This window comes from Streptomyces sp. NPDC008121 (genome assembly GCF_042957155.1).
Lineage (GTDB): Bacteria > Actinomycetota > Actinomycetes > Streptomycetales > Streptomycetaceae > Streptomyces.
This window is the reverse complement of sequence record NZ_JBIBHT010000006.1, coordinates 488,349-513,036: the sequence shown is the minus strand read 5'-3', so window position 1 is coordinate 513,036 and position 24,688 is coordinate 488,349. Positions and strand designations below refer to the sequence as shown.

The window sequence follows — 24,688 nt, the reverse complement described above, 5'->3', positions numbered from 1 at the left end:
TCACCCCGTCCTGGTGGTGGTGAGTGGTGCGGACGGTGTGGCGGTGACCCAGTCGCGGACGCTGTTGCCGACGTACACGTGGGTGAGCAGGCCGCCCCACGCCTCGAAGTAGCGTTCGGCGTTGCCGGTCGCCAGGTCCTCGTTGCGGATCCAGGAGGAGTTCGCCCAGTCGACCTTCGGGCGGACGTGGTGGAGGTCGTGCTGGACGGTGTCGCCGACGAGTATCCACGTCCGGTACGGCGCGTAGAGCAGCACCATGCGCAGCCACCAGCCGGTCCAGGCGCCGCAGCGGGCGAGCGGTCCGGCGCCGGTGGTGTCCGGGACGGGCGCGCCGCAGAAGCGGCCGAAGGTGAGCTGGTCGCGCTGGGCCTTGGTGAGCCGCTCGGCGTTGTCGTACAGCCACCAGCGGTGCTCGCTGAGGGTGTAGAGCAGGGTCTGGTTCTGGAAGAAGAAGGTGGCCGGGAGGAACCAGAAGAGCAGCCAGGGGAGCCACCAGCCGGTGAACCAGAGGAAGGCGGCGGTGCCGGCGAGGTAGGTGTACGCCATCACCATGCGGTAGAGCGGCGACCGGGCGAGGAAGTTGGCGCGGATCCGGCTGGAGAGGAAACCCCAGTGGTGCGCCGGGGACAGGACGGCCTTGAGCAGGTAGCGCCGGAACTCCCGCCGGGTCATGCCGGGCCGGGCGCCGGTGCTCTGCAGGTAGACGGTGTCGCCGTCCTTGAGGGAGCAGGGGAAGGCGTGGTGGGTGAGGTGCTCCTGGCGGTTCCCGTCGTACGGCGGGCGCCACAGCAGGGTGGTGATGATCTCGCTGACGACGCGGTTCCCGGCGGTGGAGCCGGTGAACATCTTGTGCAGCGTCTGGTGGACGACGACCACGTCGAGGCGGCGCATGCCGCCGGCGGTGGTGGGCCAGGAGAGCAGCACCAGCGGGACGAGGACGTACCACGGGCAGGTCAGCGCGTAGACGCCGAGGGCGATGCCGAAGGCGGTCTGCACGGCCCCGGCGATCAGGGCCAGGGTCGGCCGCCAGAGCACCCGCGGCCGGGCACCGGCCAGGGGCACTCCGGTCACCCAGGTCAGGAAGGGCTGCACGGCGCGCGGCAGGCCGCGCATCGTCTCACGCGGCTGTGTCGACCGGCCGGGGCGCACGCCGTCGCCGGCGCGCGGGGTCTCGGTGCGGTGGGACGGCATCGGCTCACGGGAGGGCACCGACGGCTCCTCGGTGGACGGCCGCATCGGTTCAGCCGGCACTTCGGGGGTCCCGGACGCCACCGAAGAGGGTGTCGTTGGTCTCGTGCGTCAGCGACTTGGTCAGGTCCTCGGAGCTGGCCAGCGTCATGTTGACGATGGTGCGGCGGCCCTCGCCGCGGATGGGGTGCACGCGGTGCATCGTGGTGTTGGTCTTGACGACGTACGCGTCGCCCGCCTCCAGCGCGTACGAACGGACCTGACTGCTGATCAGGGCGCCGTAGACGTCCGGGTTCTCCTTGTCCCAGGAGGTGTGGGGGACGGCCTGGACGAATCCGCCCTCGGTGTAGTGCGGGGCTTCGAGGACCAGGATGATGCCGTAGGTGTAGTCGTCCCAGTGCCAGCCGTGGGTGTCACCGGACCTGCCGAGGCGGCTGATGACGTAGTGCTCGCCGGCGTACGGGCAGGAGTGCACCTGCTCGCCGACGATGTCGGAGACGAATCCGAGAAGTTCGGACGAGAAGTAGAAGGCGTCGATCAGCGGGCCTTCGTCCTTGATCACCGGCTGCCCGACCGTGGTCATGCTGCGCGGCGTGTTGTCGGTGATCTCGAAGACGAGGTCGTGGTTCACCCCGTACCTGTCCATGATGGAGCAGGCCTCGTCCTTGATCGGCGCGAAGAGTTCGGGCGGACAGAGCTGCCGGAGCGGGACGATGTGTTCCGAGGCGAACTGCTCGCGCAGCGCGGCCTTCCGGTCGGCGTCGAACGTCTCCGTGATATAGCGGCCGAGCAGTCCGTTCACCTCGGCTGCCGTGACGCGCAGCGTGCTTCCCTCAGCGGTCTCAGCGGTCATCTGATGTCCCTCGTGGTGTGGTGGTGCGGTGCGGAGCTCTGCGGGCTGAATTGCGGCTCGGAACGCGCGGCGGAGTTCCGGGGGTTCACAGCGCGGCGTCGGCCGGCCGCCGGAACTCCAGCGCGTGGACCGAGAACCGCTCTCCTTCGAATTCGGCGCTGCCGATCGCCCGCTGGGCCTCGAGAATGCCGAGCATGGTCTCCTTGTGCTCCGCGTAGGCCAGCAGCGGAATGTCCATCTCGCACACTTCGAGCGTGCGCCACTCGTAGCCGCGCATCTCGAGATCGGCGATGGTGCGCGGGACGTCGGCGAGCGAGGAGTGCGCCATGATCAGCCGGCCGCCAGGGGCGAGGAGGTCGTCCATGCGGGCGACGACGGCGTCGTACAGCGCGCGGCCGTTCCGGCCGGCGACCAGGGCGGTCTCGAGGCCGTTGTCGGTGGCGTAGCTCGGGTCGTGCGGCAGGTGCGGCGGGTTGGTGACGACCAGGTCGAACTTGGTGGCGGGGGTGTACTGCGCCAGGTCGGCCGTCACGCAGGAGAGGCGCCCGGTGTCCAGGCCGTTGAGCTCGACGTTGGACCGGGTCTCGGGCGCCGAGGCGGCGTTGATGTCCAGCGCGGTCACGTGCGCGGCGCCGGCGGCGAGCAGCGCGACGGTGTAGAGGCCGGAACCGCAGCCGACGTCGAGCGCGCGGACGCCTTCGAGGTCCAGGGCGTGCTCACCGTCGAGCGCGGCGACCAAGCTGAGGCCGCAGTCGGTGGGGAACAGCACCTCGGAAGGGTCGTCGACGCCGATGCGCAGCTTCCTGCCGCGGAACTCGAAGACGCCGTAGGACGGCCGCGCGGCCCAGAGGGATCCGTTCTCGCCGCTGGGCAGGACGCGCTTCCTGGTGAGGACCTTAGTGGGGGCGTGGGTCATCGCAGCCGGGACCTTTCGACTCGTGTACGGCGGACAGCCGGAATTCACCCGTGTCCGATAAAAGTCCGGACCAAGGCAGGCGATTTCCAGCCAGGCAAAATGATCGTCAGTAAAGGGTCGGGAAAAGGTGATGCGGAATGGGCCTCAAAAGGGCATGGGCATGACACATCTCAGGCATGTGACGGAGTGCGGAAAAAGGACGCACTAGGCACGCCGGACGTGATATGGGTTCGCAACCGCAGAGGATGGGCCGTCTACCGGGACGACCGTCAGAACACCGCCGACTGGCTCGCTACAGGGGCCCCGACGCAGATCAGGGGGGCCCGGCGGGGGCGGGAAAGGTGCGTGAAGGACTGTACGGGTGGGGGGAACGCCACGAGCGCAAACCCACCCGTTTTCGGGTGTTCATACAACGTACTGCCTCCGGCTGGCGGGTGACCGTATTCGGACCTGCGAGGAAGGGGTGATCCTCTGCAGGGAGTCGAGCAGTATTTCAGGCCGTGCGGCCGGGCATGGTGTGCGCGGCATCCGACAAGCTAATGATCGGGAATGCCGTCCGTCAACCTTTCGCGATCGGCCAATTACGCTACTCGAAAGTTGTGCGGTGCTTGGAATAAATGATTCCGAGCTCAGAAAGGGTGGATACCACCCCACAAACGGGCGTTACGGGCCATGGAATCCGGCCATGCGCCGCGTGACGATCAAGCTTCTCGTGGGCACAACTCCCTTGGGGGGTGGGCGTGATGCCGATCGAGATGTGGTGGTTCCTCGCCGCGGCCTGCGGCCAACTGGTCGCGGCGGCGGTTCTGTTGCGAAACCGCAGCCCGCGGGGGGTGGAGCTGTCTCCGCAGGCGCTCGCCCTCCTGCGGGGCGGACGGCGGGCCGCCGTCACCGTGGCCCTCGTCGCCCTGCACCAGCGGGGAGCCGTGGCCGCCGGGCGCAAGGGCACCATTCGCGCCAACGGCGGCCCGGGACAGACCCGCGACCCGATACAGCTCGGAGTGCACCGCTCACTTCAACGCGCTCTGGACATAAGGGCGTTGGCGGCCCGCCCGGCCGCGCGCCGGGCCGTCGACGCGCTGTGGGGCGAGCTGGGGCGCGCCGGTCTCGTACGGCCTCCGGGGCGCGCGCCGCTCGTGCGGGCCCTGCTCGGCTGCGTACCGCTCACGCTGGCGGCGGGGCTGCTGACCGCCATGCCGTCCGGCGGCGGGCTCGTCCTGGCCCTCGCCCTGGTGGCCGTCCCGCTGGCGGGGGCGGCGGTGCTCCTCCGGCTGCCGCCGACCTCGCGCGCCGCGCACCGGCTCCTGGCGGGGCTCCGCGAGCGGCACCCGCTGCCGGCGGACCGCGCCGAGGTCTCGGACGGGGAGCTGGTCCAGCTGTACGTCGCGCTGTACGGCGACCCCGCCCTCGCCCTGTTCCTGCCCCGGTTCTCCCGCGACGGCGGTCTGCTGGCCCGCGACACCCGTTGAGGCCGCGCGCCATACTCGTCGTATGCGCATCCGAGCGGCCACACCGACCGACCTCCCCGTGCTCCAGGACATCGAACGGGCCGCGGGCGAGCCCTTCCGCTCCCTCGGCATGGCGGCCATCGCCGACGACGAACCGCTCTCCCTGGACGTCCTGGACACCTACCGGCGGGCCGGCCGCGCCTGGGTGGCGGCCGACGCGGCCGACCTCCCGATCGGCTATCTGCTCACGGACCCGGTCGACGGGGCGGCCCACATCGAACAGGTCTCGGTGCACCCGGCCGCCGCCCGCCGCGGCATCGGACGCTCGCTCATCGAGCACCTGGCCGCGGGCGCGGGGCGGCGGGGGCTGACCGCGCTGACGCTGACGACCTTCAGCGAGGTGCCGTGGAACGCGCCGTACTACACCCGCCTCGGCTTCCGCGCCCTCACCGACGCGGACCCGGCGCTCACCGCCGGCCTGCGGGCCATCCAACGGGCCGAGGCGGCGCACGGCCTGGCGACCTGGCCGCGGGTGTGCATGCGCCGGGAGCTGGCCGGGGACGGCGCTCCCGGCCTCCGGCCGGGCGGGTGACGAGGGGGGCGCGCGGCGGCGCTCCCGGCCTCCGGCCGGGCGGGAGACGAGAGGCGCGCGCGGCGGGGCGGATGCCGACGGCCCCGGGGACGGGTGCCCGGCTGGGGGCCGGGTGAGCGCTTCCGCTCCCCGGACCCTGGTCGGGCGCGGCGCGGCGCGGCGGATCAGCGCGCGCCGCCCCCGCCCTCACCCCCGTACCGCCGTCGCAGCTCCACCTTCCGTACCTTCCCGCTCACGGTCATCGGGAATTCCGCGAGGATCTCCACCCGGCGCGGGATCTTGTAGTGCGCAAGCCGGTCGCGGCAGAAGGCCGTGACGTCCTCCAGGGTCGGCGGGTCGGCCGGGTCGCGCGGGATCACGCAGGCGAGGATCTCCTCGCCGTACCGCTCGTCGGGCACGCCGACGACCTGGACGTCGGCGATCTTCTCGTGGCCGTAGAGGAACTCCTCGATCTCGCGCGGGTAGACGTTCTCCCCGCCCCGGATGATCATGTCCTTGATGCGGCCGACGATCCTGACGTACCCGTCCTCCCGCATCTCCGCGAGGTCCCCGGTGTGCATCCAGCGGCCCGGGTCGATCGCCTCGGCGGTCTTCTCCGGCTCGTCCCAGTAACCCAGCATCACGCTGTACCCCCGGGTGCACAGCTCGCCCGCCGTCCCGCGCTCCACCGTCAGGCCCGTGGCCGGGTCGACGATCTTCACCTCGACGTGCGGCATGACCCGGCCGACCGTACCCGTCCGCCGCTCCAGGTCGTCGTCGCGGCGGGTCTGGGTCGAGACGGGAGAGGTCTCGGTCATCCCGTAACAGATCGACACCTCCGCCATGTTCATCTCCGCGACGACCCGCTTCATCACCTCCACCGGGCAGGGGGAACCCGCCATGATCCCGGTGCGCAGCGTAGAGAGGTCGTACGCCCCGAAGTCGGGGAGGTTCAGCTCCGCGATGAACATCGTCGGCACGCCGTACAGCGAGGTGCACCGCTCCTCCTCGACCGCGCGGAGGGTGGCCGCGGGGTCGAAGGAAGGGGCGGGGATGACCAGGCAGGCGCCGTGCGAGGTGGCCGCGAGATTCCCCATCACCATGCCGAAACAGTGGTAGAAGGGAACGGGCACGCAGACGCGGTCGTGCTCGGTGTAGGCGATCATCTCCCCGACGGAAAACCCGTTGTTGAGGATGTTGTGGTGGGAGAGGGTGGCCCCCTTGGGGAAGCCCGTCGTACCGGAGGTGTACTGGATGTTGACCGGCTCGTCGCAGGAGAGCTCGGCCGGCCGGCGGCCCCCCGCGGGACGGGCGAGCAGCGCGTCCCAGCTCGGATCGCCGAAGTAGACGGCCTCGCGCAGTTCCGGACACTCCGCGCGGACCTCCTCGACCATCGCGCGGTAGTCGCTCGTCTTGTGGCGCAGCGAGGCGAAGAGCAGCGAGACGCCGGCCTGCCGCAGGACGTACGCCAACTCGTGCGCACGGTAGGCGGGGTTGATGTTCACCATGATCGCGCCGATGCGGGCGGTCGCGTACTGCACGAGCACCCACTCGGCGCGGTTCACCGCCCAGATCCCCACCCGGTCGCCCTTCGCGACCCCGCTGCCGAGCAGCGCGTCGGCCAACCGCTCGACGTCCGCACCGAGTTGCGCGTACGTCCAGCGGCGCCCGGCGGGGACGTCGACCAGCGCCTCGCGCTCCGGCCAGGTCGCGACGGCCCGGTCGAGGTTCGCCCCGATCGTGTCCCCGAGGAGCGGGGTGGTGCTCGCCCCGTGGGCGTACGACAGCGTCATGCGAGGTCCCCTTCCGCGTACTCCGTGCCCTCGCCCTTCGCGGTGCGCTCGCGCAGCTCGATCCGCCGGATCTTGCCCGACACGGTCTTCGGCAACTCGGCGAACTCGATGCGCCGCACCCGCTTGTACGGCGCCAGCACCGCGCGGGAGTGCGCGAAGAGCACCTTCGCGGTCTCGGCATCCGGTGCCCAGCCCTCCGCGAGGACCACGTACGCCTTCGGGACGGCGAGCCGCAGCGGGTCGGGCGCCGGGACGACGGCGGCCTCGGCGACCGCCTCGTGCTCCAGGAGTGCGCTCTCCAGCTCGAACGGGCTGATCTTGTAGTCACTGGCCTTGAACACGTCGTCGGCCCGGCCGATGTAGGTGATGTACCCCTCGGCGTCGCGGGAACCGATGTCCCCGGTGCGGTAGTAGCCCCCGGCCATCGCCTCGGCCGTCCGCTCGGGGTCGCCGTGGTAGCCGGTCATCAGGCCCACCGGGTCGTTGGAGAGATCGAGGCAGATCTCGCCCTCGTCGACGTCCGCGCGCCCGCTGACGGGGTCGACGAGGGTGACCCGGAAGCCGGGGCTCGGCCGGCCCATGGAGCCCTCCTTGAGCCGCTGGCCCGGGCTGTTGGAGACCTGGACGGCGGTCTCCGTCTGGCCGAACCCGTCCCGGATGGTGACGCCCCAGGCCCGGCGTACGGACTCGATGACCTCCGGGTTGAGCGGCTCGCCCGCGGCGACGACCTCGCGCGGAGGGCGCTTCAGCTGCGTGAGATCGGCCTGGATCAGCATCCGCCAGACCGTCGGCGGGGCGCAGAAGCTGGTCACCCCGTTCCGCTCCATCTCGGCGAGCAGCCGGGCCGGGTCGAAGCGGGTGTAGTTGTGGAGGAAGACGGTGGCCTCGGCGTTCCACGGCGCGAAGAGGTTCGACCAGGCGTGCTTGGCCCAGCCGGGCGAGGAGATGTTCAGATGCACGTCGCCGGGCTTCAGTCCGATCCAGAACATGGTGGCGAGGTGGCCGACGGGATACGAGGTGTGGGTGTGCTCGACGAGCTTGGGGCGGGCGGTCGTACCGGAGGTGAAGTACAGCATCAGCGGGTCGTCCGCGCGGGTGACCCCGTCCGGTTCGAAGCGTTCGGACGCGCCGTACGCCTTCTCGTAGCCGGCCCAGCCCGCGCGCTCGCCTCCGACGACGATCCGGGTGTACTCCCCCGGTACGTCGTCGAACTTGTCCGTGTCCTCGGCGCGCACGATCACATGCCGGGCGCGGCCGCGCTCGACCCGGTCGCGCAGATCGGCCGGGCCGAGCAGCGGGGTCGCGGGGATGACGACGGCGCGGAGCTTCATGGCGGCGAGCGCGGTCTCCCACAGCTCCGCCTGGTTGCCGAGCATGACGATGATCCGGTCTCCGGCACGCACGCCCTGTCCGCGCAGCCAGTTGGCGGCCCGGGCGGAACGGGCGGACATCTCGGCGAAGCTCAGCCGCGTCTCGGAACCGTCCTCCTCGACGAGGTGCAGCGCGGTCCTGTCGTTGCCGGCCGCGATGACGTCGAACCAGTCGAGGGCCCAGTTGAAACGCTCGGGGCGGGGCCAGGCGAAGCCCTCGTACGCCGTGGCGTAGTCCTCGCGGTGCTCCAGCAGGAAGTCCCGGGCGGCCCGGAACCTCTCCGTCGCGCTGGTGGCCGTCATGTGTCCTCCTCGTTGCGGGACCGGTCAGGGACATCGTGTAATCGGTGACCCAGGTCTCACTACCCCCGTTCGGGGGTGAAGGAGAGGTTCCGTGAGCGAGCGGACTCGGCGGACGCACGAGGGGGAGATGCGCGCGGCGCTGCTGCGACTGCGCCGGACCACCGGGCTGCAGGTGGTCTTCGGCGGGCTGCTCCACGACGGCCGCCGGTTGCGGATCGCGGACGTGGACGGCGCCGTGACGCCGGTCCTGCACGGTCTGTCGATCACGACGGGCAGCGGCCTGGGCGGGAGGTGCCTGGCCCTGTCGCGGCCGTGCGCGGTCACGGACTACGCCTCCGCCCGGCACATCACGCACGAGTACGACGGGCCGGTGGCGGCGGAGGGGCTGCGGTCGGTGGTCGCCGTGCCCGTCGTCGTACGGCGGAAGGTGCGGGGGGTGCTGTACGGGGCGCTGCGTGATGCGCTGCCGATCGGCGACCGCGTCTTCGACGCGGCGGTGGCGGCGGCCCGGGACGTGGAACAGGCGCTGGCGGTAAGGGACGAGGCCCGGATCGGGCCCGTGCGCCTGCCGGGGGCGGGCGCGGCGCCGGGGTCTGGGGCGGTCGCGGGGGCGTCGTGGGAGGAGGTGCGGCAGGCGGAGGAGGAGCTGCGGGGGCTGGCGCTCCTGGTCGGCGATCCGGAGCTGCGGGCGCGGCTGCTCGCGGTCTGCGGACGCCTGGAGACGGCGTCGGCCGGACCGGGCCCGCGGACGGCGGCGCACGGGGTCGACCGGCCGCCGGGGGTGACGCTGACGCCGCGCGAGACGGAGGTCCTGGCGACGGTGGCCTCGGGGGCGACCAACGCGGTGGCCGCGTCGCGGCTCGGCCTGCGTCCGGAGACGGTGAAGGGGTACCTCCGCTCGGCCATGCGGAAGCTGGGGGCGCACACCCGGCTGGAGGCGGTGGTGACGGCCCGTCGGGCGGGGCTGCTGCCGTGGGACGGACCGTGACCGCCCCGGGGGACGAGGCACACCCGGCTCCACGCGGCGGCGTACGGCGGCTGCACGGCGGCTGCACGGCGGACGGCTCTACGCGTGGACGCCTAGAGGGCGACGGCGCCGAACCGGATCTCGTACGGCAGTCCCTCGCGCGCCATCACGCCGAGCACGCGCTCGGCCTCCGCGGTCAGGTCGTCCCGCTGGGCCTTGCCGGGGCGGCCGAAGGGCTCGATGGTCATCGTCGTGCGCTCCTTGGACTCCTCCAGGCGCCACAGCCCGGCGAGGAAACCGTCGAGGAGGAAGACGCAGTACGCCTGATTCCCCTTCCAGGTGCGGTCCTTCGCCTCGGCGGGCACGAGCCGGGAGCGGTCGGCGTGGGAGAGCAGCACATTGTCGAACTCGGGGAGGAAGCGCGGCGGGGCCGGGACGTCCTCGTCGGGGCGGGGGGCGTCGGGCACGTCGAAGAGCTCGACGCCGCGCTCGTCGCGGAAGGTGAGGAGCCGGGGGCGCAGGCGCTCGAAGGCGTCACGGAGCCGGGTGAGGCCGGACCAGGTCTGCATGTCCTTGACGGAGGCGGGTCCGAAGGCGGCGAGGTAGCGCAGGACGGTCGCGTCGGGGGCGGGTGCGGGCTCGGCGGCGCGGCCGAGCCACGTCTCGGCGGTGGTCAGACACACCTGTCCGCTGCGGCGCCACAGGCCGCGCGGGGTGACCTGCACCAGCGGCAGCAGACAGCGGGCGGCGGTCCCGAGGGACTGCGGGTCGGCGTGCGGCCACTCCACGAGGAGCGCCTCCCGGATCTCCTTCGGGGTCCGGGGCCGCTCCTCGACGAGCTCGCGGGCGAGGACGGCGAGCCGGTCGAGGTCGACGCCGTCGAGACCCTTGCGGAAGAGGGTGAGCTCGCGGTCGCGGGCGGCCTGCACGAGGGGCCGGAGGGTGAACACGTCCTCGGCGGTGTGGGTGTGGATGGTGGACCGCATGGTGACGATCCGGGCGACCTTCCGCTCCTCCATCAGCGCGGAGAGCGCCTCGGGCCGGAAGCCGGCGAGACGGGCGGCGAGTGCGTAGTAGGGCGGCTTGATGTTCTGCGCCTGCAGCCCGAGAAGGTGCGAGACGGCGTCCTCGGCGGACAGCGCGGTACGGCTCAGCAGCGACTGCCGCGCGAGCGTGGCGCGCCCGAGGGCACGGGCGGTGAGGACCGGGGCGTTCGTCGTGGAGGCCATGGTGGGAACGGTACGGCGACTTGAGGACAGTTTTGGTCCGCAAGGGCCGGAGGAGGGGCAGTTTTCCACCGCGGGAGGGGGCTTGATGCGGCAGCGGGGGTGGTGCTGCCGGCGAGAGCGCGCGGCGGTGGTCTTGTACGGCGGTGGCGCTGGCTCGCCTCCGCCCCGGCGTGAGGCGCCCCGTATATCCTGCCGACGTCCCCGGGGGGCCGAGGACCTCGACCTCGACCGCGCGATCCCGCCGCCTCGACCTCGACCTCGACCTCGACCTCGACCTCGAAGGGTGGACCCACGATGCCGGAACGTCGCCCCCGCGCAGCCTGGCGGCGTCAGCCGGAGCCGCCGGCCGACACCACTCCGGCGCCGCCGGCCGATCCCGATGAGGGGTCGGCAGCCCGCTCGAGCGTGGTGCAGGGGGCGCTGTACCGCGAAGGTCACCGGGTCTCCTCCCCCGGCTCGCTCGCCGAGATCTTCCGCCAGCTCCGCAAGCACCCGGACGGCATGGCGTGGATCGGCCTGCACCGTCCGACGGAGGCCGAACTCCACTCGCTGGCAGCCGAGTTCGACCTGCACGAGCTGGCGATCGAGGATGCCCTGGAGGCTCACCAGCGCCCCAAGCTGGAGCGCTACGGCGACACCCTCTTCGTCGTCCTGCGCGCGGCGCGCTACCTCGACGCCCAAGAGGAGGTCGACTTCGGCGAGCTGCACGTCTTCGTCGGCCGGGACTTCGTGATCACGGTCCGCCACGGCGCCGCCCCGGACCTCTCGGCGGTGCGCCACCGCATGGAGGAGAACCCCGAACTCCTGGCGCTCGGGCCGGAGGCGGTGCTGTACGCGATCCTCGACGCGGTGGTCGACGGCTACGCCCCGGTGGTGGAGGGCGTCCAGAACGACATCGACGAGATCGAGACCGAGGTCTTCGGCGGGGACCCCGCGGTCTCCCGCCGCATCTACGAACTCTCCCGCGAAATGGTCGAGTTCCAACGCGCGACCCGCCCCCTGGTGGGCATGCTGCACGCCCTGATGGCCGGCTTCGCCAAATACGGCACGGACGAGGAACTCCAGCGCTACCTCCGCGACGTCGCCGACCACGTCACCCACACCAGCGAACGCGTGGACGGCTTCCGCCAGGCCCTGACGGAGATCCTCACGGTCAACGCGACGCTGGTCACCCAACAACAGAACGCGGAGATGCGCGCCCTGGCGGAAGCCGGCTTCGAGCAGAACGAGGAGATCAAGAAGATCTCGGCTTGGGCGGCCATCCTCTTCGCACCCACACTCGTGGGAACCATTTACGGCATGAACTTCGAAACCATGCCGGAACTCCAGTGGGCAGCCGGCTACCCCTTCGCGATTCTCCTGATGGCCGTGGTCTGCACGAGCCTGTACGTCATCTTCAAGAGGCGGGACTGGCTGTAGCGGCCCCCGGATCGCCTGACCAACTCCACGAATGCGAATGCCCGAGAAGGGCTGTCCCCTGTCCCTGGGGAGAATCCGGGGAGAATGCGCGGCGCTGGGGCGCGGGCTGGCGGAACACTGGGGCGCGCTCAAGTACACCCAGGCCCTGGCCCACGGTCGCAATTCCTTCCTTGGCCGCACCGACGAGGGCCACCGCATCGCGGACCACTACAAGTCGCTGCAGTCCGGCGAGCTCGGCATCGGCTTCGCGCTCACGCTCACCGAGCACATGCTGGGCAGCCGCTTCCCCGACCACTCGGTGACGATCGTCCCCGCCGACACGGCGTTACGCGCGGGCTGGGCCCTCACCACCAGGGACAAGGGCGAGAAGGTGAAGTACCGCTACCGCCCCCAGAACTTTGCCGAGGTATGGCGGCCGGAAGAGCCGTCCCTCGTCATCCCCCTCGCATGCAAGGGCAACCACAGCGACGCCGCCACCTCCGCCGGGCAGCTGGCCTCCGCCTCGGCCCACGCCGAAGCAGTCCACATCGGAGCGTGGAACGAGACCCCCGGCCTGCTGTTCAGCACGCAGCTCCCGACGGACGGCGGCACGATGACCGTCCACGCACTCCAGGCACTCGGCAGCGGAGGCCGGCTGTCCCCGGCGGAAGGCCGTGAGCCGAACCTGAACGCCCCACCGTTCCAGGCGAACGTGAGGAATCCGTACGGGGCTGCCACGTGCAGGCGAAGGACTACGCCTGGTTCCAGGAGTCACTGGCCCACACCACGGCGGCCGGGCTCATGGCCTTCACGGGATCCGGCCACGCCGCCGCCCGGCACCTGACCGACCGGCAGGGCCGCAAACGGTTCACCGGCCTCGAGCACGCGGCCAGCTCAGAGCGATGCCGCGACTCCGAGGCTTCCGGCGCCGATGGCTCCCTTCAGCACCTGGGCGATCTCCTCGGGCTTGAGGTCGATGCCGTCGAGCCCCTCCAGGGTCAGCGGGACCTCCTCCAGCGCGTACTCGCCCCGGCCTTCGGCACTCAACTCGGGGCCGGTGCGGTCGTCGAAGGACCAGGTCGCGATGCGGGCGAGGTAGAAGAGCTGGCGCTCGTCGTCGGTCTCGATCGTGTGGAGGAGGCGGACGATGTCGGCCTTCCCCGCGATCTCCTCGTGGATCTCCCGGTTGAGGGCGGCCTCCCGGGACTCGTCGCTGGGCTCGACACCTCCGCCGGGCAGGACCCAGTACTCGGGGATGCCGGGCCTGGTGCGGCGGATGACCAGCATCGTGTCGTCGGCGGTGACGAGGACGGCGCGGACTCGTTCGATCATTTCGGTTCGTCTCCTTGCTTGTTGACGGTCTCAGTGGACCAGCCAGCCGCCGTCGACGTGGACGGACTGCCCCGTGGTGAACGAGGCGGAGGGGCCCACGAGGAACGCCACCAGGCCGGCGACGTCCCCGGGCCGGCCACGGCGCGGGACGCACTGCCGCTTGATCTGGTCCTCGGGCCGCGCACGGTGCCGGGCGGGGAGGGTGTTCTCGGCCTCGACCTGGATGGCTCCGGGCATGACCGTGTTGACTCCGCCCTGAACCGTCCGCGAGCCCCGCGCTCAGCGCCGACGACACCTGGAGATCGCCGCCCCCAGGCTTGCGCTGCCCACAGGCCTGGGGGCGGTCAGCCGTTCGTGGCCCAGGTCGACTGACCAGGCCTCCGGGCCGTCCTAGCTGAACGCGATGACCTGCTCAGCGTCACCGCGACTGAGGCGGGCATGGGCCGTTGGCTCCCCTTGGACGAGCGGAACCCCAGCCAGGACCAAACCACGATCCCGCCCTGGCGAGCCGAGGCGGACCCCGCCGTCCTCGACACGTTCGGACACCACATGGACCTGGGCGACCTCGGCGGCATGTACTTCTTCGTGTGCCACACCTGCCCGGGCACCCCCTACACCCACCGTTACGACTGCTGAACCCAGCCCGAACGGTCGATGAGGGGTGGCGCAGCATCTCCTGTGCTACCCGTTGTCGCGACCAGGTCTGCCCAGTCTCCCCCGACCTCTGACAGACGGCAGTCGTCCAACAACCCGGCTCGTAGAGCGTCGATGTCCGATCCCCTGGCTAGCCTGTCCCTGTGACGCTCACCGATGACCGGCAGTTCCCCGCCGTGCTGGCCGCTGCCATGGCCGTTCGATTCGACTACGCCGACGGGAAGACCGGGGTCGACTTCGAGCCGTTCCCGGCTTTCCTGTCCGCTGCCGAGACCACCGAGTGGTTCCAAGCATGGACCGGGAACAGCGAACTGGACGGCAGCGACTTCCGCGTGTTCGGACAGGACGGCACCGGCGGGTACGCGGCATTCTGGGTCATCCGCCCCGGCCGGCTCCTGGCCGAGCAGCCCGTTGTCTTCCTTGGGTCCGAGGGAGAGACGGGAGTCGTCGCCCGCGACCTGGGTGACTTCCTGTGGCTCCTGGCCGACGGCTTCGGCCCCTGGGAGGCCGCCACCTCGTACGAGCCGGACTGGAAGGCGCGCCCCAATCCGGAGTTGGCAGCCATCGCCGAAGGATGCGCACCACACCAGCGCCGGCCAGCGGCAGCCGTGATCGAGCTGGCGGCCCAGGAGTTCCCCGACTTCGACGACGCCATCATGGAACTCTGCCGCTGAACCAGCACCGTCTCGTGCACAACCGGTCGGGCGACGGTCACCGGGACCGCCCCCTCATGCGGGCCTACACCGGACTCACGCGCACCTGCCACCGGTGACATGGCCGCGGACCTGCTCGCCGTGCGCCGGACCGCGGGCCACAGACCGAGGAGGCGTGCGCACCACGGAGCCGCAGGCCGGAGCGCCGCAGGCATCCGCCACGTCGGTGTCGTCGGCGGCGTCCCGCCCCGTGCGGTCTGCGGTCAGGCCGCCCGCGGGGTGCTGGGGGCGGGTGGGGTGGTGAGGTCTTCGGTGAGGGTCGCCTGGTAGGCGGTGATGCGGGCCGCGCGGTTGGCGGTGAGGGCTCCGATCAGGCGGCCCTGGCGGTAGTAGGCGATGTCGAGGCGCCGGGCGGCCGGGTCGAGTTCGCGGACCTCGTGGTGGTCGGCGTAGCGGGGAAGTCCCACCGCGCGGAAGCGGACGCCGTACTGGGTGGACCAGAAGGAGGGGACCGGCCGATAGGTGGCGGGCGCGGTCGGGTGGAGCAGGGTGTGGGCGGCGGCCCGGGCCTGCTCGATGGCGTGGCTCCAGTGGCCGAGGGCGAGGGGCTCGGGTGCGTGGGGGTGGGGGAAGCGGGTGACGTCGCCGGCGGCGACGATACGGGAGTGGGCGCGGCCGTCGGCGCCTAGGACGCGGGTGTGGGCGTCGGCGAGAAGGCCGTGGTCGAGGGCGAGGCCGGAGTCCTCCAGCCAGCCGGTGTGCGGGACGGCGCCGAGCGCGAGGAGGGCGGTGTCGGCGGCCAGTTGCCAGGAGTCGTCCAGGGTGGCGCCGGTGACGCGGGGCTCGCCGTGGAGGGCGGTGACGGTGGTGCGGGTGAGGATCTCGACGCCGGCGTCGTGGTGGAGGCGGGTGAGGAAGCCGGCCGCGTCGGCGCCGATCGCGGCCTGCAGGGGCAGCGGTTCGGGGGCGACGAGGGTGACCTCGTGGCCGAGCGCGCGGGCCACCGAGGCGACCTCGCAACCGATGAACCCCCCGCCGGCGATCAGGAGCCGTCGGCGGGTCGCCGCGAGGTCGTCCTTCAGGGCGCGGGCGTCGGCGAGGGTGCGCAGCGTGTGGACGCCGGTGGGTGTCGGGGCGGGCCAGGGGCGGGCGCCGGCGCCGGTGGCGATGACCACTCCGTCGTACGGGACGGTGGAGCCGTCGGCGAGGTGGACCGCGCGGCCGTCGGTGTCGAGGTGGACGGCCGGGGAGCCGTAGCGTTCGGTGACGCCCAGCTCGGCGGGGGCGTCCAGGGTGAGGTCCTCGGCGGTGGTGTGGCCGGTGAGGAAGTCCTTGGACAGCGGCGGCCGGTCGTAGGGCGGCTGCTCCTCGGCGCCGACGAGGGTGAGGGGGCCGTGGTGGCCGGCGGCGCGCAGCGCTCGGACGGCGTGCAGGCCGGCGAGGGAGGCGCCGACGACGACGATCTTCTCGGGGTGGGCGGGCATGGCTATCCCTCGAGGCGGATGGCGCGGACGGGGCAGGCGGCGGCGGCCTTGACGACGGCGTCGCGCTGAGCTTCGCCGGGTTCGGCCGTGTAGAGGAGGTAGTCCTCGTCGTCGAAGGAGAACACCTCGGGGGCGGCGAAGACGCACTGACCGTGGCTTTCGCACAGGGTCATGTCGACGGTGATCTTCAGGGTCATGCGGAGGCTCCTTCGAGGGGCTGGGGCGCCGGGGGGTTGAAGCGCGAGTACTGGGGGGCGGTCCAGCGCAGCGGGGAGGCGTGGTCGCTCTGTACGGCGTGTTCGACGGTGAATTCGACGATGCGCTGGGCGCCGGGGACGGCGGCGGCGTGGCCGGGGTCCCAGTCGACGGTGGCGGTGCCGGTGAGCTGCAGGAGGGTGCCGGTGGACCAGTCGGGCAGCAGGAGGCCGGCCCGGGGGTTGACCTCGAGGTTGCCGAGCGTGCCGAACATGGCGTTGCCGACGTAGTCGGGCCAGCGCAGGCGGGTGGGGCTCAGGGCCTGGAGGAAGCCGGGGTGGCCGCCGCGGTGGGAGGCGTCGGCGTTGCCGTCGCGGTCGGCGGTGGCGATGAAGAAGGTGTCGGTCCGCGCCACGAAGGCCAGCTGCCCGGGGGTGAGTTCGGTGCCGTGCCGGCGGGTCGGGTCGGGCGCGTCGGCGGTGGGCGCGGTGGTGGGCGTGCGTTTCTGGATGTACTTGGGGCAGTTGGCGTACACCTGGTCGAGGTCGACGTGCAGGCCGGTGCCGTGGGGGCTCGCCGTGCCGTTCATCCGCATGCGGCGTCGGGTGGCGGGTTCGATGGCGATCATGCCGAGGCGGGCGGGGCGGGTGAGCGCCGGGTGCAGGGGGTCACCGGCCGGCGGGGCGGCGTCGACGGTCAGGGAGGCCGGCCCGGTGGCGGTGAGGAACCCCGGGGCGCCGGTGAGCAGGGAGGCCCACAGGGCGCCGTGGTCGTCCGCGGCGCCGATGACGAGCATCGGCTGCTGGGCGAGGAAGTCGACGGCGATGTCGGGGATCTCGCTCTTGATGGCCCCGGAGGAGAACCCGGCGTGGTCGAGCAGGCCCGCTCGCTCCTGCACGCTGCGTTCGCCGTGGTGGTAGACGCCCATGTCCGGCTCCTTCCGAGGCGGTGACGCGGGGAGGTGTCGCGGATCCCCGCTGGGGGGTCCTGAGAGGGGGGTTGGGGGGCGGGCTGCCAGGGCGTGGCAGCCCGCGGTCCCTGTTCCTAGAAGAAGCCGCAGGTCGGCGCGGCACCGGTCGGGGCGGGGGCGCTCTCGGCGCCGGAGGGGGCGTAGATCTCCAGGCGGATGCCGTCGGGGTCGGCGAAGAAGATGCCGCCGGAGCCGGCGCCCTCGCCGTGGGAGACGACGCCGTCGTGGGCGAAGTCGGCGCCCAGCTCGCGCAGGACCGCCTCGGCCGCCTTGACGTCCTCGATGGAGTCCACCTGGAAGGAGAGGTGGTGCAGGCCGGCGGCCCCACCGGAGAAGGACTCCTGGCTCTGCTGCCACAGGGTGAGCATCAGCCGGCCGTCGCGGGCCAGGAAGGCCCAGCGCTGGCTGTCGTCCTTGCCCTCGGCCAGGATCTCGAAGCCGAAGACCCGGATGTAGAAGGGGAGCGACTTCTCCAGGTTCGTGACGTTCAGGCCGACGTGGCCGGTCTGCAGGGGCTTGTCGGCGATGGACTGCGTCATGGGAGGGCCTTCTCTCGATAGGTGACGGCGCCGGGCCGTTCCCGGCTAACCGTTGATGTGAACTTTAGTGGTTGAATCGAAGCGGAGTCAACCGGTGAAATGCTTTTCAGTGGTTAGAATCTGGCCATGTGGTCAGATGCACCGACGACACGAAAGGGCAGCCTCATGCGTACGAACCCGGCCCGCGGACCTGCCGCGGACCCGCGCCCCCTGATCGGGGAGCCCCTGCCGCTCGACCTGCTCAACACCCGCTGGATAGACGACGGAACCCTGCACGACCTGCTGCGATACCCCGACGGCCTGGCCATCTGGCTGCACTCCGCCGACCTGGGCGAGCAGGTCCCCGCCACGGAGGAGACCCTCCACGCCCTGCTGGCCACCCGCACCGCGCTGGCCTCGCTGGTGGACAGCGGAGCCGGCGGACAGGCCGCCGCCGAAGACCTGAATGAGACCCTCCGCCACGGGCGAATCCGGCGCCTCCTGGACGAGGACGGCCCCCGCTCGGTCGTCGAGACCGACTCCCCCGGCTGGCTCGCCGCCTGGACGGCTGCCGAGGTCTACCTCCAGCTCCTCGACGAGAACCCGGAGCGCATCCGCAAGTGCGCCAACCCCGAGTGCGTCCTGCACTTCTACGACGTCTCGAAGAACGGCGGCCGCCGCTGGTGCTCGATGGTCGGATGCGGTAACCGCGCCAAGGCCCACCGGCACTACTCCCGCCGCAAGCAGGCCACCGACGGCTGACGGGACGGGGCGGTCGACGGCCCGTCGACCGCCCCACCGCGCACGGCACCACAGGCGCGGGCGCCCACCGCATGCGAGGCGTCCCACCGCATGCGAGGCGCGCCCCACCGCAGACCGAAGGCGGGCACCGGCTCGTTCCCGGGCCGGTGCCCGCCCCTCTGTCCGCCCCGCTCACCCCACGGGCGCGGCGAACTCCCGCCCCGGCACCTGCTCCTTGAGCGCGGCCCGGCGCACCTTGCCGGACGCGGTACGGGGCAGGGCGCCGGCGAACTCCAGGACGCGCACCCGTTTCTCCGGCGGCAGCTCGGCGTCGAGCGCCTCGAAGAGGAGGGCGGCGGTTCGCGGGCCGGCCTCGACGCCCGCGGCCGGCACCACGAAGGCCTTGGGCACCCACATACCCACCGGGTCGGGCACCGGCACCACCGCGGCGTCGGCGACGTCCGGCCGCCGCAGCAGGACCTGCTCCAGCTCCAGCGGGGAGATGCGGTGGTCGAACGACTTGAACATGTCGTCCGCCCGGCTGAGGTAGGCCAGGCTGCCGTCCGCGTGACGCACCGCGAGGTCGCCGGTGCGGTACAGACCGCCGGCGAACGCGCGGGCGGTGCGCTCGGGATCGCCGGTGTAGCCGCTCATCACGCCGGCCGGACGCGGGTCGAGACCGAGGCACAGCTCGCCCGGCGTGCCGTCGGCGGTCTCCGCGCCGGTCTCGGGGTCGAGCAGCACGACGTCGTAACCGGGCAGCGGGCGGCCCATCCGGCCCGGGACGGCCCGGGCGCCCGGGGTGGTCCCGATCTGCGCGGTGGTCTCGGTCTGGCCGAATCCGTCCCGCAGTTCGATCCCCCACCGCCCGCGCACCGCCGCGATCAGCTCGGCGTCCAGCGGCTCCCCGGCCGAGACCGCCTCGCGCAGCCCGGGCGGCGCCTCGCCGAGACCGGCCGCCAGCAGGCCCCGCCACACCGTGGGCGGAGCGCAGAAGGTGGTGGGCCTGCGGGTGCGCAGCACGTCCAGGATCCGTGGCGGGGTGGCGTCCTCCGCCGGCAGGGCCAGGACGGTGGCCTCCGCGTTGAAGGGCACGAAGAACGAGCTCCAGGCGTGCTTGGCCCACCCGGGCAGGGAGATGTTGAGGTGCAGGTCCCCCGGGGTGACGCCGTTCCAGTACATGCCCGACAGGTGGCCCACGGGGTAGCTGGTGTGGGTGTGCTCCACCATCTTGGGCGCGGAGGTGGTGCCGGAGGTGAAGTAGCGGAAGAGCGGGGCGCCCGCGTCGGTCGGACCGTCGGGGGTGAACCCGGCGGGCGCCGCGCGGGAATCGTCGTAGTCGAGCCAGCCGTCGACGGCTCCGCCGACGCTGATCGCGGTCCATCCGCCCACCGGGCCGAAGCGGTCGGTGACGGAGGCCTCGGCCAGGACGTGCCGGACCCGTCCGCGGGTGATGCGGTCGGCGAGTTCGGCCGGGGTGGCGGTGGTGTACGTGGGAATGACGACGGCGCCGAGTTTGATCGCCGCGAGCATCGCCTCCCACACCGCCTCCCGGTTGGCCAGGGCCAGCAGGATCGCCTCGCCGCGGCGTACGCCCTTCCCGCGCAGCCAGTTGGCGACCTGGTCGGAGCGGGCGGCGAGCTGTGCGTAGGTGAGGATCCGGTCGCCCGCCGGGCCGCCGGGGCCGATCAGGTGCAGGGCGGGTCGGTCGTTGTCGCGGGCGACGACGTCGAACCAGTCCAAAGCCCAGTTGAACCGGGTCAGTTCCGGCCAGGCGAACGCGGCGCGGGCGGCGTCCAGGTCGAGGCGGTGCGCCAGGAGCGTGTCACGGGCGTGCCGGAAGGCCGCGGTGGCGGGCGAGTCGGCAGGACGCACGTGGGGGGCAGCGTCCGCGGCGCCGGGGAGCGCCCCGGGCAGGGTGGCGGGCGAGGGGGCGGAGAGGGTCATGAGGTGCTCCGGGCCTGGCCGGCGGCGGCGAGCGGCCGCTGGTCGGTGGTCGGGTCGAGGAGGGCGAGCGCGAGGGCGTCGGCGTCCCGGTAGAAGAGGGTGCGGCCGGTGCCGGGACGGCTGGAGCCGACCTGCGTGAACCAGCGGGTGTGCTCGGTGGGGATGCCGAGCGCGAACAGGCCCGGCCGGGCCGCTCCTTCGGCGTCGCGCACGTGGTACGGCGCCGGGGTGACGTCCAGGCCGCCGGTCTCGTGCCCGCTGTCGGGGCCGTGGATGGTGAAGGGACGCACCAGGCGGTCCGCGAGGAGCTGCCGGGTCAGCGGCGAGGTGTCGCGCTGGAGGTCCGGGGTGGGGATCCGTGCGTCGATGAGGACCGTGGCCCGCCGGACCGAGCCGGCGACCTGCGCGGACGACACCGAGAAGGCGGCGGCGGCCTCGTCGGTGGTGAAGACGGTGCCCGGGCCCGCGACCTCGACGACGCCCTGGGTGATCAGCGCGTAGAGCTGCTCGACCCTCTCCAGCGGCGGGCCGGCCGACAGCAGGGCGTTCATCGGCAGGAACCCCCGCTCGAAGTCGCCGGTGTGCGAGGCGGGCAGCAGGCCGCCGAAGTCGACCGCCTCCCGGACGATGTTGCGGATGTCGCGCAGTACGTCGAGGGCGGCCTTGAGGGGGCCGTCCGCGTTGCCGAGCCGGGCCTGGTCCAGGTCCCGGCGCATGACCTCCAGCAGGACGCCGCGGAAGTGATCCGGGTCGGTGAACGCGGCGTCATCGAAGGGGCGGGCCAGGCGCTTGAGGTCGAGCGGCTCCAGGTCTCCCAGCCCCGCCTCCCGCAGCAGCGCGGTCAGGTCGTGCCCGTGGTGCAGCGCGTCGGCCAGCGCGCGGGCGAACCCGGTGTCGGCGCCGGCGCCCGGACGGGTGCGCCGGGCGGTGGTGTAGTAGACGTAGGCCACTTCGGCGAGCAGCAGCGGCAGGACGTCCTCGGCGAAGTCGAGCTGCCCGCTGCCGGTGGTGGCCGCACGCGCGGCGCGGGCCGCGGTCAGCGCCGCCGAGGTGAGGAAGCGCGGCCGGTGGCTGTGGTCGGCCGGCTTCTGGTTGCGGCCTCGGGCCGGGATCGGCAGCCCGCTGCGGGACCCGGCGACGATGTGGGGCTCGCGGCCGCTGGGGACGTACGCGTACGTGCCGTCGGCGGCCGCCTTGAACACCCCGCCCCGCCCCACGGTCAGCGAGAGCATCACGTCGTAGAAGGACAGGCCGAGGCCGCGGATGGCGACCGTGCTGCCCGCCGGGATGGTCTCCTCCCCCAGCGGCATGTCCGCGGCCGAGTCCCCGCGGAGGTAGTGGACGCCGTCGTGGCGGGCGGCGAAGTGCTCCATGGCCGCGTCGAAGGGGTCCGCGGCGTTCCGCGGGTGGCCCGTCGTCAGCGCCACGCGGTCGACCGCGAGCGGGCCGGCGGCGTCGTCCAGGTCCAGCAGGAAGCCGCCGTCGGGCCGCGGCCGCACGGCCGTCACGGTCGCCTTGCGGGCGACGAGTTCGACGCCCGGCGGAAGCGCGGCGACGATGGAGCGGTAGACGGCCTTGAGGTAGTTCCCGTACTGCGCCCGGGATGCGTAGTCGTTGGGTCCGCAGGGCACCTCCCCCTCGGCGGCGGTGGCCGCGAGCCACTGGCCGAGGGACGGGCCGGCGCCGGGGCGGGCGGGGCCGTCGTCGGCGTCGCCGGAGTACATGGTGATCTGGCTGACGACGGTGTTCATCGTGAACCAGGGATCCTGGTCGGTGCGCCAGACCCGTCCGGCGCCTATCTCGGCGTTGTCGACGAGATGGATGCGCACGGGGCGGCGAGGACCCCGCCCGCCCAGGCCGTCACGGGGCGACGTGGCCACCCCGTGCGCCGAGGGGGCCGGATGGTCCTGCCGGCCCCCGTGTTCCTGGTGGTCCTGGACGAGGCGGCAGGCCAGGCGCTCGAGGACGGACAGTCCGCGGGGGCCGCTGCCGATGACGGCGATGTCGAGGGGGGCGGGGCTGGAGAACACGGGCAGTCCTTGAGGTCGCTGGTTCGGGCGGGCCGGGCATGCCGGGCGTACGGCGGAAGTCACGGGCGGTACGGGCGTACGGGCGTGCGGGCGTGCGGGCGTGCGGCGGGACCGTGCGGGCGGTACGGCCCCGGCCCTGCGGCAGAGAGTTCAGGGGAGAGGTTCAGGCGGTACGGGAGTCGAGCGCCGGGACGGCCGGGACGGCGCCGGTCAGCGCGGCCTGGTCGTAGGAGTCCTGGACGTGGCCGAGCATCCTCAGCAGGTCCTCCGCGCGGACACCGGTGTGGGCGCCGCCGCTGACGGCGGTCACGGGCATGGACCCGGCCCGCAGCCACTGCAGGCTGCCCCGGGCGTCGATGAAGCTGCGGGCGCGCTGGGCGTTGTCGGCGTGCAGGCAGTAGGGGACGTCCAGGACGCCGCGCTCGAAGGCGCGGACGAATCCCTGGCCGACGTCGGGATGGAGCTCCAGGACGGCCTCCACCAGGGCGCGGGCTTCGGCGAGGACGCCGAACTCGCCGTCCGGGGCGTCCGCGGGCGGCGCGTGGGCTGCGGCGCGGGCGGCTTCCTCCAGCGCGGTGATGTTGTCGGCGATCGTGGGGATGCGGTGCGCCTCGGCGGGTGTCTTGACGATCATCCGCTCGGTGCCGGTGGCCGCGGCCAGCCGGGCGCTGTCGCGCAGCAGCTCCAGGGCCCCTTCGACGGTCCGCGGGAAGACGCCCATGTAGCTGTAGAGGACGACGTGCCAGTCGATGCCGCCGAGGTGTTCCGCGGCCAGGGTGCGCAGCGCGTGGAGGGCCTCGATGTCCTGGGCGCGGCTGGTCTGCTGGGCGTAGCTCAGGGAGACGCTGCCCAGACCGCGCTGCCGGAAGAAGATGCCCTCCAGGACGGACAGGGCCACCAGCAGGCTCGGCGGGCAGAGCTGACCGAGCATGCACCCGCCGAAGCTCTCCAGATGGGTGCCGGGGCGGGAGGCCAGCAGGTCGCAGCTGCGGGCCCAGTTGTCGACCGACTCGGCCAGCGGCGTACGGCTGTAGGGCAGGCAGTAGGAGACGGGGCCGCCCTCGGTGGCGTCCAGGCCGGCGTCCAGCAGCGCCTGGATGATGTCGTACGGCCGGGCCGAACCGTGGCGGATCTGGACGGCGAAGCCGTCCCCGGCCGGGGCGACGGCGTCGACCAGGCGGCGGGTCACGGCAGAGCCGTGGGCGACGATCGGATAGCCGTTGAGGTCGCGGCCGCCGGCGAGGGCGCGGCGGGCCGACTCGTGGTCCCCGACCCGGGTGTAGCTGTCCAGGGTGATGGTGCCCACGACCCGGGCGCGGGCCTTCTTCACCGCGGCCAGGCCCCGGCCCATCTCCTCGACGGTGGCCATGCCCATCCGGGGCTGGACCACCAGGACCCCTTCGCCGCGGGCCCGCGTGACGGCGGAGGCGAACGCGCCGAGCCGCGACGACGCGGCGGACCGCTGCGGACCGGACGACGGTGACGCGCCGGCCGGGAGCCGGGAGTCGTCGGACCGGACGGAACCGTCCGGCCGGGACGGGCCGTCGGGCCGAGCCGAGCCGGTGGGCCGCGCGTTCACCGCGCACCAGCCGCTTCGAGCGGGGCGGCGGCTCCGGCGAGGTAGTGGCGGAAGGGGGCGATGCCCGCGGCGTCCTCGAAGACGGCGTCGAACCCCGCCTCCATCAGGGCGGCGCTGTGGGACTCGCCCTCGCCGCCGCGGATGCCGAGCTTGCCTCCGATGACGACCTTCAGGTCGGTGAGGTCGGGCTGCTCGCGCAGGCGGCGGATGAGCCGGCTGCCGTCCAGCGCCCCGTGGCCGTTGACGCTGGAGACCACGACCATGTCCGGCCGCAGCCGGCGGCATTCGGCGATCAGCAGCTCGTCGGGCACACACGCGCCGATGTTGGTGACCTGGTGGCCGAGGTCTTCCAGGAGCAACTGGAGGAAGACCAGGTTCCAGGTGTGGGAGTCGGAGGAGACGCTGGAGACCAGGACGCGCGAGCCGGAGCGGGCCGGAGCGGTCGTCGGGAGGGGTGCGGGCACAGACATCTGGGGTTCTTTCCGGTGGCGTGGGCGGTCGGGAGAGGAAGGAGACGGGGCCGGACGGCCAGGGCGTGGAGTACGCGGC

General features: G+C 72.6%; 24 protein-coding genes. 8 read left to right on the top strand and 16 right to left on the bottom strand.

Annotation, left to right across the window (positions count from 1 at the left end; all coding sequences use genetic code 11):
* The 3 genes from ACFZBD_RS22635 to ACFZBD_RS22625 all read right to left on the bottom strand — a co-directional run bounded on the left by ACFZBD_RS22635 (nucleotide 1) and on the right by ACFZBD_RS22625 (nucleotide 2,957).
* Nucleotides 1–1,209, bottom strand: a complete 1,209-nt coding sequence (locus ACFZBD_RS22635) for a fatty acid desaturase (RefSeq protein ID WP_391142170.1) — start codon at nucleotides 1,207–1,209, stop codon at nucleotides 1–3.
* A 31-nt stretch (nucleotides 1,210–1,240) separates the two neighbouring features.
* Nucleotides 1,241–2,041, bottom strand: a complete 801-nt coding sequence (locus tag ACFZBD_RS22630) for a hypothetical protein (protein ID WP_391142167.1) — start codon at nucleotides 2,039–2,041, stop codon at nucleotides 1,241–1,243.
* A gap of 85 nt (nucleotides 2,042–2,126) precedes the next feature.
* A complete protein-coding gene (locus tag ACFZBD_RS22625) occupies nucleotides 2,127–2,957 on the bottom strand; it encodes a methyltransferase (protein ID WP_391142164.1) in 831 nt (276 codons plus the stop codon).
* Between the two features lie 743 nt (nucleotides 2,958–3,700).
* Here ACFZBD_RS22625 and ACFZBD_RS22620 point away from each other — a divergent pair.
* On the top strand, nucleotides 3,701–4,426 hold the full coding sequence (locus ACFZBD_RS22620; RefSeq protein WP_391142162.1) for a TIGR04222 domain-containing membrane protein: 726 nt from the start codon (nucleotides 3,701–3,703) through the stop codon (nucleotides 4,424–4,426).
* 22 nt (nucleotides 4,427–4,448) lie between these two features.
* Nucleotides 4,449–4,997 carry a GNAT family N-acetyltransferase gene (locus ACFZBD_RS22615; protein WP_391142160.1) on the top strand — a complete coding sequence of 183 codons (549 nt, stop codon included), beginning with the start codon at nucleotides 4,449–4,451 and terminating at the stop codon, nucleotides 4,995–4,997.
* 164 nt (nucleotides 4,998–5,161) lie between these two features.
* On the opposite strand, the gene ACFZBD_RS22610 is transcribed toward ACFZBD_RS22615, so the two are convergent.
* The gene (locus tag ACFZBD_RS22610) at nucleotides 5,162–6,769 is read right to left on the bottom strand and encodes an AMP-binding protein (RefSeq protein WP_391142158.1); all 1,608 of its coding nucleotides are present in this window, start codon (nucleotides 6,767–6,769) and stop codon (nucleotides 5,162–5,164) included.
* The gene (locus ACFZBD_RS22605; RefSeq protein WP_391142155.1) at nucleotides 6,766–8,442 is read right to left on the bottom strand and encodes an AMP-binding protein; all 1,677 of its coding nucleotides are present in this window, start codon (nucleotides 8,440–8,442) and stop codon (nucleotides 6,766–6,768) included. The genes ACFZBD_RS22610 and ACFZBD_RS22605 overlap by 4 nt, the downstream gene beginning before the upstream one ends.
* 127 nt (nucleotides 8,443–8,569) lie before the next feature.
* Between ACFZBD_RS22605 and ACFZBD_RS22600 the strand changes: the two genes are divergently transcribed.
* Nucleotides 8,570–9,430, top strand: coding sequence for a LuxR C-terminal-related transcriptional regulator (locus ACFZBD_RS22600; protein WP_391142240.1), 861 nt, complete (start codon nucleotides 8,570–8,572; stop codon nucleotides 9,428–9,430).
* 92 nt (nucleotides 9,431–9,522) lie between these two features.
* On the opposite strand, the gene ACFZBD_RS22595 is transcribed toward ACFZBD_RS22600, so the two are convergent.
* Nucleotides 9,523–10,638, bottom strand: a complete 1,116-nt coding sequence (locus tag ACFZBD_RS22595; protein ID WP_391142153.1) for a DNA glycosylase AlkZ-like family protein — start codon at nucleotides 10,636–10,638, stop codon at nucleotides 9,523–9,525.
* Between the two features lie 294 nt (nucleotides 10,639–10,932).
* Here ACFZBD_RS22595 and ACFZBD_RS22590 point away from each other — a divergent pair, with 294 nt between their 5' ends.
* Together ACFZBD_RS22590 and ACFZBD_RS22585 are read left to right on the top strand one after the other, a co-directional pair.
* Nucleotides 10,933–12,057, top strand: a complete 1,125-nt coding sequence (locus tag ACFZBD_RS22590; protein WP_391142151.1) for a CorA family divalent cation transporter — start codon at nucleotides 10,933–10,935, stop codon at nucleotides 12,055–12,057.
* A gap of 31 nt (nucleotides 12,058–12,088) precedes the next feature.
* Nucleotides 12,089–12,880 carry a hypothetical protein gene (locus tag ACFZBD_RS22585; RefSeq protein WP_391142148.1) on the top strand — a complete coding sequence of 264 codons (792 nt, stop codon included), beginning with the start codon at nucleotides 12,089–12,091 and terminating at the stop codon, nucleotides 12,878–12,880.
* Nucleotides 12,881–12,930: 50 nt separating this feature from the next.
* On the opposite strand, the gene ACFZBD_RS22580 is transcribed toward ACFZBD_RS22585, so the two are convergent.
* Both ACFZBD_RS22580 and ACFZBD_RS22575 read right to left on the bottom strand, forming a co-directional pair.
* The gene (locus ACFZBD_RS22580) at nucleotides 12,931–13,368 is read right to left on the bottom strand and encodes an NUDIX domain-containing protein (RefSeq protein ID WP_391142145.1); all 438 of its coding nucleotides are present in this window, start codon (nucleotides 13,366–13,368) and stop codon (nucleotides 12,931–12,933) included.
* 30 nt (nucleotides 13,369–13,398) lie between these two features.
* The gene (locus tag ACFZBD_RS22575; protein ID WP_391142142.1) at nucleotides 13,399–13,605 is read right to left on the bottom strand and encodes an SDR family oxidoreductase; all 207 of its coding nucleotides are present in this window, start codon (nucleotides 13,603–13,605) and stop codon (nucleotides 13,399–13,401) included.
* Nucleotides 13,606–13,806: 201 nt separating this feature from the next.
* On the opposite strand from ACFZBD_RS22575, the gene ACFZBD_RS22570 reads away from it, so the two are divergent.
* Together ACFZBD_RS22570 and ACFZBD_RS22565 are read left to right on the top strand one after the other, a co-directional pair.
* Nucleotides 13,807–14,004, top strand: coding sequence for a hypothetical protein (locus ACFZBD_RS22570; protein WP_391142140.1), 198 nt, complete (start codon nucleotides 13,807–13,809; stop codon nucleotides 14,002–14,004).
* 161 nt (nucleotides 14,005–14,165) lie between these two features.
* Nucleotides 14,166–14,696, top strand: coding sequence for an SMI1/KNR4 family protein (locus ACFZBD_RS22565; RefSeq protein ID WP_391142137.1), 531 nt, complete (start codon nucleotides 14,166–14,168; stop codon nucleotides 14,694–14,696).
* Nucleotides 14,697–14,938: 242 nt separating this feature from the next.
* Here ACFZBD_RS22565 and ACFZBD_RS22560 read toward each other — a convergent pair whose 3' ends face one another.
* From ACFZBD_RS22560 to ACFZBD_RS22545, 4 genes are all read right to left on the bottom strand, one after another.
* Nucleotides 14,939–16,159 carry an FAD-dependent oxidoreductase gene (locus ACFZBD_RS22560; RefSeq protein WP_391142134.1) on the bottom strand — a complete coding sequence of 407 codons (1,221 nt, stop codon included), beginning with the start codon at nucleotides 16,157–16,159 and terminating at the stop codon, nucleotides 14,939–14,941.
* Nucleotides 16,160–16,161: 2 nt separating this feature from the next.
* Entirely contained in the window at nucleotides 16,162–16,350 is a 189-nt protein-coding gene (locus ACFZBD_RS22555) for a ferredoxin (protein WP_391142238.1), read from the bottom strand.
* A gap of 2 nt (nucleotides 16,351–16,352) precedes the next feature.
* Entirely contained in the window at nucleotides 16,353–17,282 is a 930-nt protein-coding gene (locus ACFZBD_RS22550) for a pyridoxamine 5'-phosphate oxidase family protein (RefSeq protein WP_391142131.1), read from the bottom strand.
* Between the two features lie 116 nt (nucleotides 17,283–17,398).
* On the bottom strand, nucleotides 17,399–17,863 hold the full coding sequence (locus tag ACFZBD_RS22545; protein WP_391142128.1) for a VOC family protein: 465 nt from the start codon (nucleotides 17,861–17,863) through the stop codon (nucleotides 17,399–17,401).
* 165 nt (nucleotides 17,864–18,028) lie between these two features.
* Between ACFZBD_RS22545 and ACFZBD_RS22540 the strand changes: the two genes are divergently transcribed.
* On the top strand, nucleotides 18,029–18,604 hold the full coding sequence (locus ACFZBD_RS22540) for a CGNR zinc finger domain-containing protein (protein ID WP_391142126.1): 576 nt from the start codon (nucleotides 18,029–18,031) through the stop codon (nucleotides 18,602–18,604).
* A 171-nt stretch (nucleotides 18,605–18,775) separates the two neighbouring features.
* Here the strand turns inward: ACFZBD_RS22540 and ACFZBD_RS22535 are convergent, their stop codons facing one another.
* The 4 genes from ACFZBD_RS22535 to ACFZBD_RS22520 form a co-directional block, all read right to left on the bottom strand.
* Entirely contained in the window at nucleotides 18,776–20,530 is a 1,755-nt protein-coding gene (locus tag ACFZBD_RS22535; protein ID WP_391142124.1) for an AMP-binding protein, read from the bottom strand.
* Nucleotides 20,527–22,560 (bottom strand): FAD/NAD(P)-binding protein, encoded by a 2,034-nt coding sequence (locus tag ACFZBD_RS22530; RefSeq protein ID WP_391142121.1) that lies wholly within the window; start codon nucleotides 22,558–22,560, stop codon nucleotides 20,527–20,529. Before ACFZBD_RS22530 ends, ACFZBD_RS22535 begins: the two co-directional genes overlap by 4 nt.
* Nucleotides 22,561–22,723: 163 nt before the next feature.
* Nucleotides 22,724–24,139, bottom strand: a complete 1,416-nt coding sequence (locus tag ACFZBD_RS22525) for a methylaspartate mutase (RefSeq protein ID WP_391142120.1) — start codon at nucleotides 24,137–24,139, stop codon at nucleotides 22,724–22,726.
* Entirely contained in the window at nucleotides 24,136–24,609 is a 474-nt protein-coding gene (locus ACFZBD_RS22520) for a cobalamin-dependent protein (protein ID WP_391142117.1), read from the bottom strand. Before ACFZBD_RS22520 ends, ACFZBD_RS22525 begins: the two co-directional genes overlap by 4 nt.
* Nucleotides 24,610–24,688: the final 79 nt, after the last annotated feature.

What these genes read in the sequence shown, in the direction of transcription:
- ACFZBD_RS22630 (WP_391142167.1), bottom strand. Translation starts at nt 2,041, where the DNA reads ATGACCGCTGAGACCGCTGAGGGAAGCACGCTGCGCGTCACGGCAGCC.
- ACFZBD_RS22625 (WP_391142164.1), bottom strand. Translation starts at nt 2,957, where the DNA reads ATGACCCACGCCCCCACTAAGGTCCTCACCAGGAAGCGCGTCCTGCCC.
- ACFZBD_RS22620 (WP_391142162.1), top strand. Translation starts at nt 3,701, where the DNA reads ATGCCGATCGAGATGTGGTGGTTCCTCGCCGCGGCCTGCGGCCAACTG.
- ACFZBD_RS22615 (WP_391142160.1), top strand. Translation starts at nt 4,449, where the DNA reads ATGCGCATCCGAGCGGCCACACCGACCGACCTCCCCGTGCTCCAGGAC.
- ACFZBD_RS22610 (WP_391142158.1), bottom strand. Translation starts at nt 6,769, where the DNA reads ATGACGCTGTCGTACGCCCACGGGGCGAGCACCACCCCGCTCCTCGGG.
- ACFZBD_RS22605 (WP_391142155.1), bottom strand. Translation starts at nt 8,442, where the DNA reads ATGACGGCCACCAGCGCGACGGAGAGGTTCCGGGCCGCCCGGGACTTC.
- ACFZBD_RS22600 (WP_391142240.1), top strand. Translation starts at nt 8,570, where the DNA reads ATGCGCGCGGCGCTGCTGCGACTGCGCCGGACCACCGGGCTGCAGGTG.
- ACFZBD_RS22595 (WP_391142153.1), bottom strand. Translation starts at nt 10,638, where the DNA reads ATGGCCTCCACGACGAACGCCCCGGTCCTCACCGCCCGTGCCCTCGGG.
- ACFZBD_RS22590 (WP_391142151.1), top strand. Translation starts at nt 10,933, where the DNA reads ATGCCGGAACGTCGCCCCCGCGCAGCCTGGCGGCGTCAGCCGGAGCCG.
- ACFZBD_RS22585 (WP_391142148.1), top strand. Translation starts at nt 12,089, where the DNA reads ATGCGAATGCCCGAGAAGGGCTGTCCCCTGTCCCTGGGGAGAATCCGG.
- ACFZBD_RS22580 (WP_391142145.1), bottom strand. Translation starts at nt 13,368, where the DNA reads ATGATCGAACGAGTCCGCGCCGTCCTCGTCACCGCCGACGACACGATG.
- ACFZBD_RS22575 (WP_391142142.1), bottom strand. Translation starts at nt 13,605, where the DNA reads ATGCCCGGAGCCATCCAGGTCGAGGCCGAGAACACCCTCCCCGCCCGG.
- ACFZBD_RS22570 (WP_391142140.1), top strand. Translation starts at nt 13,807, where the DNA reads ATGGGCCGTTGGCTCCCCTTGGACGAGCGGAACCCCAGCCAGGACCAA.
- ACFZBD_RS22560 (WP_391142134.1), bottom strand. Translation starts at nt 16,159, where the DNA reads ATGCCCGCCCACCCCGAGAAGATCGTCGTCGTCGGCGCCTCCCTCGCC.
- ACFZBD_RS22550 (WP_391142131.1), bottom strand. Translation starts at nt 17,282, where the DNA reads ATGGGCGTCTACCACCACGGCGAACGCAGCGTGCAGGAGCGAGCGGGC.
- ACFZBD_RS22545 (WP_391142128.1), bottom strand. Translation starts at nt 17,863, where the DNA reads ATGACGCAGTCCATCGCCGACAAGCCCCTGCAGACCGGCCACGTCGGC.
- ACFZBD_RS22540 (WP_391142126.1), top strand. Translation starts at nt 18,029, where the DNA reads ATGCGTACGAACCCGGCCCGCGGACCTGCCGCGGACCCGCGCCCCCTG.
- ACFZBD_RS22535 (WP_391142124.1), bottom strand. Translation starts at nt 20,530, where the DNA reads ATGACCCTCTCCGCCCCCTCGCCCGCCACCCTGCCCGGGGCGCTCCCC.
- ACFZBD_RS22520 (WP_391142117.1), bottom strand. Translation starts at nt 24,609, where the DNA reads ATGTCTGTGCCCGCACCCCTCCCGACGACCGCTCCGGCCCGCTCCGGC.